The following is a 7,797-nucleotide window of genomic DNA, read 5'->3' as shown; positions in this document are numbered from 1 at the left end:
GAGTGCGGACCAGAATGACCAGGAAATTGCAGGGATGCTGACGACAGTGGCAGGAGCGAATTTCTATATGGGGGTTCCAGGTGGAGATGATGTAATGCTGAGCTACCAGGATACTAGCTTTCATGATGATGCGAGTTTACGGGAGATGCTCGGGTTACGACCTTTAGATGAATTTGAGAAATGGTTGGAAAAAATTGGGATTATGGAAAATGGTCGCCTAACTAAATACGCTGGAGATTTGTCTATTTTTGATTAAGAAGGGGAGTGAAAGAATGGACATTGAACAGATTGTAAAAGACGTACTATCTGAAATGGAAGATCAGGGGAATAGTACGAGCAACAAGCCTTATACGCAGGAATATAAAAATAGGCACGTCGTCTATCGACAGGAAAAACGGGTAGGGGTTGATGACCCTAAGAATCGTGATTACATTGAAGAAGTACAAAAAGGGACCCCTGCGAGAATCGGGATTGGCCGAGCGGGTACTCGAATGAAAACAAAGAATTATCTTGACTTCCGAGTAGATCATGCTGCAGCCCAAGATGCGGTATTTAAAGATGTAGCGGATAAAGTTTTAGAAGATATGAATTTACCCATCCTTCAGTCTAAGGCGGCTTCCATGCAGGAATATTTAATGAATTTGGATGTAGGCAGAAAATTGAATGAGGATTCTTCCGAATGGTTAAGGGAAAATGGGACAAAAGGAAAACAAGTACAGATTGTCGTTTCAGATGGTTTGAGCTCCACAGGTATTGAGGAAACTGTCCCAGACTTGCTGCCGTCTCTAGTTCAAGGGTTAAAGGCGAAAAATATCAGTATGGGCGATGCGGTATTCATTCGTAAAAGCAGAGTATGGATCCAGGATGAAGTCGCTTCTCTAGTGGATTGTGATCTAGTTATCTCATTGATAGGAGAAAGACCGGGACTAGCTACTTCGAAAAGCATCAGTGCCTATATCATTTACAAACCCAACAAAGATAGCGTTGAGGCCGATCGCACTGTGTTTTCAAATATCCATGAAGGTGGTGTACCTCCTGTAGAAGCAGGGGCCTATTTGGCTGATATTATTGAAAAAATGCTTCAATATAAGGCAAGCGGGGTTAAGTTTTCACAAATGCAATGACTATTCAGAATATTGACAAACATTTTCTTCAAGACTATAATTCAATTAGTTTGGAAAAATTCTATCATATTGAACAAATCATCACAGGAGAAGACTTAACTATGATTGACATTGAAGAAATTGAATCTTTATGCACGTCGAAGACATGCTTAGAATCAAGTGATATTGATAAAATTAAAGAAGTTAGTAAAAGTATGCAGATGATGGCTGACTTATCTAAGGCCAATGTATTTATCGATTGTATGTTATCAAATGAGAAACATGCGATTGTTGTGGCAGAAGCTGCTCCTACAACGGCAAGATCCATTTACCAGAACAAAGTTGTCGGGACCATCGCTTACGCAACATTTGAGCCGGCTGTTATTTATTGCCTCCAATCTGGTAATGCCATGACATCGAATCGTGCCATTACCCAGGAACGAAAGAAAGTGGAACAAAGTGTTATCCCGATTTTAAATGATGGTGGAATTGTGATCGGTGCGTTAATCATGGAGAAGGACATTAGTGCACAGGTTGAAGATCGGGAAGAATTGGAAGCGCTGTCAAAAACGACGGAATCCTTAAGTGGACTGTTGTTAGGGCAGTCAGACCAGCAGCCATTAGTCCCTGAATTAATGGAAGAAGCGCTCTTTTTTGTCAATCTCGATGGCGAGCTCTTATATTCGAATCCAGCTGCGATCAATTTGATTCATGAGCTTTTCGGAATAAATTTTGAGTATGGAGATAATTTAGTTGAGAGATTACCGATTTTGACTGACATAGTTGAACAGGAAGAAGAATTGCTGGTTACTGAGATAGAAGCGTTTGATAAGACATTTAAAATCAAAAAGATTCGTTTACCACTGAATGAAAAATATAATGGCATGTTTATTATAATCAGGGATCTCACCGATTTACGTGAAAAAGAGAAAGAGTTGATTATTAAATCTGTCGCCATTAAAGAGATCCACCACAGGGTTAAAAATAATTTGCAAACAGTAGCGAGCTTGCTTCGATTACAGATGCGAAGAGGGGTACCAGAAGAAAGTAAAGTGTATTTCTTAGAAAGTCTGAATCGCATACTAAGTATTGCTTCTGTCTATGAAGTGATTTTATCAAACAGCAGTATTGATGAAGTTGATCTATTCGAACTGACAGAAAGAATCGGAGATATGCTAGTTTACACGGGATATTCGAGTAAAAAAATAACCATCGATTATTCAGGGGACAGCTTGACAATCGAGTCAGGACGAGCCGTTTCGATTGCTTTGATTATTAATGAACTCATACAAAATTGTGTGAATCATGCGTTTGAAGGGAAGTCACGGGGCCATATCGATGTCATCTTTAAACAGGACTCCAGCAGCATGGATGTGGTAGTAAGAGATAATGGCGTTGGTTTTAAAAGGAAGAATACGTCGTCATTAGGATTGGATATTGTGAAAAGAATGGCTCAACATGATTTGTCAGGAGAGTTTCAGATTGAAGGATTGGACAATGGAACGGAAGCCAAACTCAGATTCCCAAAAGAAAGTAGGGGTTAGATGAGCAAGAGAATTTTGCTGGTAGAAGATGAATCCATTGTACGGATGGACATCGCGTTACTTTTACAAGATGCCGGCTTTGAGATTGTTGGGGAAGCAGGAGATGGTGAAAAAGCCATAGAACTCGCACATGAGTTAGAACCAGATCTTATCATTATGGATATCAAAATGCCAAAACTCGATGGTTTAAAAGCGAGTAAAATTATCTCTCAAAAATATAACATCCCGATATTATTGTTAACGGCTTACAGCCAACAGGAGTTTATCGAGAAAGCGAAAGAAGCCAATATCGTTGGTTACATCGTCAAACCCATTTCAGAAGACCGTTTAATACCAGCTGTAGAGATTGCCCTTCATCAAGGAATGGTTTCGGAAAGGTACCGTGTTCAAGTGAAAGAAGCAGATAACCGTTTGAAGAAGCGGAAAGTCGTAGAGCGAGCTAAAGGACTTTTAATGCAGCACTTTGGTTATTCAGACGAAGTTTCGTATAAGAAGATGAGAGAAATCAGTATGAATAAACAGCTGCCGTTAGAAAAAGTTGCCTTAAAGATACTGAAGAAATATTCTCAACCGCCGTTAACCACTTCCAAGTGAATACGAACTAGCAAAGATGCTAGAAGAGCAGTGAGGGGCCCTTACTGTTTTTCTAGCATCTTTTTTTTATAAAAAATAAAAAAGGCAGGGATGCAGAATGGTAATGATCGGTAATATTGTAATTTATATTATTATGACTTGTGCTGTCATTGGAGCGATTGCTTCCATTAAAAATAGTGAGGACGGAATTGGCGGTCAATTTATGGAAGGGGTGCATGCAATCGGACATATTTTCGTTCCGGCTGCTGGTATTATGGCGTCCATTCCCTATTTATCTTTATTCATCGATAAAGTGTTCGGGCCGCTTTTTGAAAAGATAGGAGCCGACCCGGCTATCGCAGCTACAACGATTTTGGCTTCGGACATGGGGGGCTACCAATTAGCCGAGGCGCTCCAACAATCCTATGAAGCATGGATCATGGCTTTAATTGTCGGCTTCATGGCGGGAGCAACGATCGTATTCTCTATCCCTATGGGACTTGCCATGCTGGATAAGCGAGATCATAAGTTCATGGCCCTGGGAATCATGTCCGGATTGCTGACGATTCCTATCGGTGTGTTCATTTCAAGCGTCATTATTACACTGACGAACTCTAAAGTAAGAGAAGTTATTTCCACTAATACGGAATCAACCTATGAATTTACATTAAGCTATTTGAAGATATTTATGAATCTTACGCCTTTATTGATCTTTGTCATCATTTTAGCAGCAGGGTTGTATTTCTTACCAGATATTATGATCAAAGGATTTATGTGGTTTGGAACGATCTTAGACGCTGGAATTAAACTAGTCCTTGTTTTCTCGATTGTAGAGATTTTCACAGGATTATTTACGAACGTGTTCGGGGCATGGGGCTTTGATCCAATCATGGCTGATACCGAAAACCAGTTCCGAGCTCTTGAAACAGCGGGGTATATAGGCATCATGCTTGCAGGTGCTTTCCCAATGGTTTATTTGCTTAGAAAATATGCTTCGACTCCATTAGAGGCTTTAGGGAAGAAGTTAGGGTTAAGCTCAGTAGGGAGTGCAGGGTTAGTTGCCACCATTGCAAATATATTAGCGATGTTTAAACTTATTCGCCACATGCCTCCAAAAGATAAAGTGATTAATATTGCCTTTGGTGTCTGTGCGGCTTTCTTGTTAGGAGACCACCTTTCTTTTACAGCTAACTTTCAGCCCACGTTAATTCTGCCAATTATAGTCGGGAAGTTGTCTGCAGGGATTATTGCCATTGGTTTTGCTTATTGGCTGTCTGTTCCAAAAGCAAGAGAGCTTGAACGTATCGATCGTGAAAATGGAGTCATTGCGAAAGATGAATATCTTGAGGAAGAAGCGTTTGAAGGGGAAATAGTTGCTTCTGAACAAGAAAAAAAAGAGGCGAAATAATCGGGAAGAAATCAGGAGGGAAAGACAATGAATGAAGAAAAGAAGCGATTTATACAAGAATTCGTTCCCGGAAAACAAATTACGCTTAGTCACCTTATTGCAAACCCTGACGTAGACATGTTTGAAAAATTAGGAATTGAAGAGTCAGGAGCCTTAGGTATATTAACGTTAACTCCAAGTGAAACGGTTATTATTGCAGGGGACTATGCAACGAAAGCCGCCCATGTCAAGATTGGATTCTTGGATCGATTTACAGGGAGTCTTGTTTTAGTAGGCAGTGTTTCAGAGGTCGACCAATCGATGAGGGAAGTCAATCGTTTTCTCTCTGAGACGCTTGGATACACACCCTCGGAAATCACGAAATCATAAAGGAGGGCGTATCTATGTCTAAACGAAACCGGGCGATGATGATTGGATCGATCGGAGCGGGAAAGTCTACTTTGACTCAAGCCTTACTTGGGCATGAAGCGAAAGCAGTGAAAACTCAGACTCTAAACTATGAGGATTGGATTGTGGACACACCCGGGGAATATACTGAGAATCCAATGTTCTACAAGAACATCATGGCAACGTCCTTTGAGGTTACTCATGTTTTATTTATCCAAGATGCTGCAAAGAAGAAGGTGATTTTTCCGCCTGGTTTTAGTACCGGTTTGAATAAGCTTCCTATCGGAGTCGTAACAAAATCAGACGATGAACAGGCTGATCTTTCAAGAGCAGTGAAGCAATTAAAAAAGGTGATTCCTAAAGGGCCTATTATTATGACTTCAGCTATAGAAGGAAAAGGTCTTGATTTGATTCGTGAGCTAGTCGCATGTAATAGCCTTCAGGAAATGAGAGAGTATGTCGAGAAAGCAGAAAATGAAGCGGTCATTTTTAATGAAACCCTTTACAAATAAGCGATAATGACTTAATATTCTGATTAAGAAGACTTTAAAAATGAATGGTAACTAGGCAAAGGCGCCTTATACAGCTATCCCTCGCGGATAGTTTGTGTAAGGTGCCTTTTTTTGTTCATGCGGAGGTGCGCTTAGTGAATGGTAGGAACACAGAAGTCATCATAAGTGCAGGGATCGATATAGGAACGAGTACAACAAAACTAGTGATTAGTAAACTATCACTCAGAAACACAGCTGGAATGACTCACATGCCTCGTATTGAAATCACGGATAAGGAAGTTGTCTATGAAAGTCCCATCTTTCGCACTCCATTAGTCGAAGGAAAAGAGATCGATATGGAAAAGGTGGATGAAATCGTAAGAAGCCAATATGAGGAAGCCGGAATAGACGCGGGCGATATTCAAACGGGTGCGGTGATTATAACCGGTGAAACAGCGACTAAGTCAAACGCTAAAGAGATGATCAATCACCTTTCTGATCATGCAGGCAGGTTTTTAGTAGCGACTGCCGGACCAGATTTAGAAAGTATTATCGCCGCCAAAGGTTCCGGTGCTTATGATTTATCGAAGAAAACAAATAAGACGATTGCTAATATTGATATTGGCGGCGGCACTGCGAACGTGGCCGTTTACCGATACGGGAAGCTGCTTGGCACATGTACCCTTCATATTGGAGGGAAATTAATTGAATTTGCCTATAACGATATCCAATACATGGCTCGGCCAATTAAAGACGTTAGAGATAATTTGGGTTTGACGATCGTTGAGGGAGATACGATAGATTCTGAGAAATTATCAAAAATAACGGATTATATGGCTGAAATTATTTACAAGATGCTAGAAGGAAAGTTAGAAGATAATGAGCCTCTTCTTTTAGGACATAAGCCAAAGTGGGAACGCCCCGTAGACATCATCCTGTTTTCAGGTGGTGTATCGGAATGCATCTATTATCCAGACGATTGCACTTCAAACCATCTCTACGATGATATTGGTGTATTACTTGCTAAATCGATACTAGCTCACCCGCAGTTAAGTCAGAAGGAGTGGATGAAACCAAATGAAACGGTAAGAGCTACCGTCCTTGGTGCAGGAACTCAGACGACGGAAATCAGTGGAGCCACCATACAGGTTGATGCTGATACTCTTCCGCTCCGAAATATGCCTGTTCACATTATCGATTTTCATGATGAGTTTGACCAAGCTTTGCAACAGTTATCAGATAAGATTCGGGATGGGATGGAAGTATTTGATCCTAATAAAGAAGGAATAAAAATGGCGGTCTATCTAGCGGACATTCCTCTCCTAGGATTTAAGGACATCCAACGATTAGCGGAAGAACTAATCAAAGCCTATGATCAACATTTAACCAATCAGCCCCTTGTCATCGTACTAGAAAGAGATTTAGCAAAGTCACTCGGACAAGCCATCCAAGTATTAACTAATGAACGTGAAATTGTCTGCATCGACCAAATTAGAGTGGAAAACGGAGATTACTTAGATATAGGTTCTGCCCTGGATTCTGGAGTGGTACCTGTTGTCATTAAAACGCTGACATTCCATTAACAGAAAGGAGGAAACTTCTATGAAACTATCGACTACTCACTTGGATCACACCTATCAGTTTTCATCACTTACTTCTCTTTTCGCAAAAGCCAATGAAGAGAAATCCGGTGATCGATTAGCTGGTATTGCAGCAGAGAGTGTGCAGGAAAGAATGGCAGCCAAAACAGTTCTCAGTGAACTTTTGTTAAAAGATATTCGGGAAAATCCCATGCTGGCACCGGAAGACGATGAGGTGTCTCGCATCATTGATGGACAAATCAATGAGCCCGTATATAAACAAATAAAAAACTGGAGTGTTGCAGAACTGCGAGAATTCATTCTTTCCAGCGATACGATAGGAGAAGACCTCAAAAGAATAAGCCGAGGGTTAAATAGTGAAATGATTGCTGCTGTAACGAAAATCATGTCCAACCTGGATTTAGTCTTTGCAGCGAATAAATTAGAAGTCGTTACTAAATGCAATATATCCATTGGACAAAAAGGAACGCTTGCTTCAAGACTTCAACCGAACCACCCAACCGACCGTGTTGACGGGATGATGGCTTCTTTAAAAGAAGGGCTTTCCTACGGAATGGGGGATGCCGTAATTGGGATCAATCCAGTTGAAGAGTCCGTGGAAAGTGTGAAACGTCTCTTACACGCAACGAAGGATTTCATGGATGAGTGGAAAATTCCCACACAAAACTGTGTGCTTGCTCACGTCACCGC

At 40.9% G+C, this 7,797-nt stretch carries 9 protein-coding genes; all 9 read left to right on the top strand.

Annotated elements, in window-relative coordinates:
* On the top strand, positions 1-256 hold a 256-nt coding region (gene eutB / locus LD39_RS07140; RefSeq protein ID WP_035544539.1), incomplete at its 5' end, for an ethanolamine ammonia-lyase subunit EutB.
* 16 nt (positions 257-272) lie between these two features.
* Complete coding sequence (gene eutC, locus LD39_RS07135) at positions 273-1,124, top strand: ethanolamine ammonia-lyase subunit EutC (RefSeq protein WP_035544538.1); 852 nt, start codon at positions 273-275, stop codon at positions 1,122-1,124.
* A 101-nt stretch (positions 1,125-1,225) separates the two neighbouring features.
* Positions 1,226-2,647: a sensor histidine kinase gene (locus LD39_RS07130; RefSeq protein WP_035544544.1), complete on the top strand. Its 1,422-nt coding sequence runs from the start codon at positions 1,226-1,228 to the stop codon at positions 2,645-2,647.
* Entirely contained in the window at positions 2,648-3,241 is a 594-nt protein-coding gene (locus LD39_RS07125; RefSeq protein WP_035544537.1) for an ANTAR domain-containing response regulator, read from the top strand.
* 97 nt (positions 3,242-3,338) lie between these two features.
* On the top strand, positions 3,339-4,628 hold the full coding sequence (eutH, locus tag LD39_RS07120) for an ethanolamine utilization protein EutH (RefSeq protein WP_035544536.1): 1,290 nt from the start codon (positions 3,339-3,341) through the stop codon (positions 4,626-4,628).
* 27 nt (positions 4,629-4,655) lie between these two features.
* Entirely contained in the window at positions 4,656-4,997 is a 342-nt protein-coding gene (gene eutS / locus LD39_RS07115; protein ID WP_035544534.1) for an ethanolamine utilization microcompartment protein EutS, read from the top strand.
* Positions 4,998-5,011: 14 nt separating this feature from the next.
* Positions 5,012-5,527, top strand: coding sequence for a EutP/PduV family microcompartment system protein (locus LD39_RS07110; RefSeq protein ID WP_035544532.1), 516 nt, complete (start codon positions 5,012-5,014; stop codon positions 5,525-5,527).
* Positions 5,528-5,661: 134 nt separating this feature from the next.
* Positions 5,662-7,089, top strand: coding sequence for an ethanolamine ammonia-lyase reactivating factor EutA (locus LD39_RS07105; RefSeq protein ID WP_231572526.1), 1,428 nt, complete (start codon positions 5,662-5,664; stop codon positions 7,087-7,089).
* A gap of 19 nt (positions 7,090-7,108) precedes the next feature.
* Positions 7,109-7,797, top strand: a 689-nt coding sequence (gene eutB / locus LD39_RS07100; RefSeq protein WP_035544530.1) for an ethanolamine ammonia-lyase subunit EutB, incomplete at its 3' end; no start/stop codon positions are given.

Source organism: Halobacillus sp. BBL2006, assembly GCF_000786645.1.
In the GTDB taxonomy this organism is placed as follows: domain Bacteria; phylum Bacillota; class Bacilli; order Bacillales; family Halobacillaceae; genus Halobacillus.
The sequence above is the reverse complement of the archived record's forward strand: the minus strand, read 5'-3'. Positions and strand labels throughout refer to the sequence as shown.

What these genes read in the sequence shown, in the direction of transcription:
- eutH (WP_035544536.1), top strand. Translation starts at nt 3,339, where the DNA reads ATGGTAATGATCGGTAATATTGTAATTTATATTATTATGACTTGTGCT.
- eutS (WP_035544534.1), top strand. Translation starts at nt 4,656, where the DNA reads ATGAATGAAGAAAAGAAGCGATTTATACAAGAATTCGTTCCCGGAAAA.
- LD39_RS07110 (WP_035544532.1), top strand. Translation starts at nt 5,012, where the DNA reads ATGTCTAAACGAAACCGGGCGATGATGATTGGATCGATCGGAGCGGGA.
- LD39_RS07125 (WP_035544537.1), top strand. Translation starts at nt 2,648, where the DNA reads ATGAGCAAGAGAATTTTGCTGGTAGAAGATGAATCCATTGTACGGATG.
- eutC (WP_035544538.1), top strand. Translation starts at nt 273, where the DNA reads ATGGACATTGAACAGATTGTAAAAGACGTACTATCTGAAATGGAAGAT.
- LD39_RS07130 (WP_035544544.1), top strand. Translation starts at nt 1,226, where the DNA reads ATGATTGACATTGAAGAAATTGAATCTTTATGCACGTCGAAGACATGC.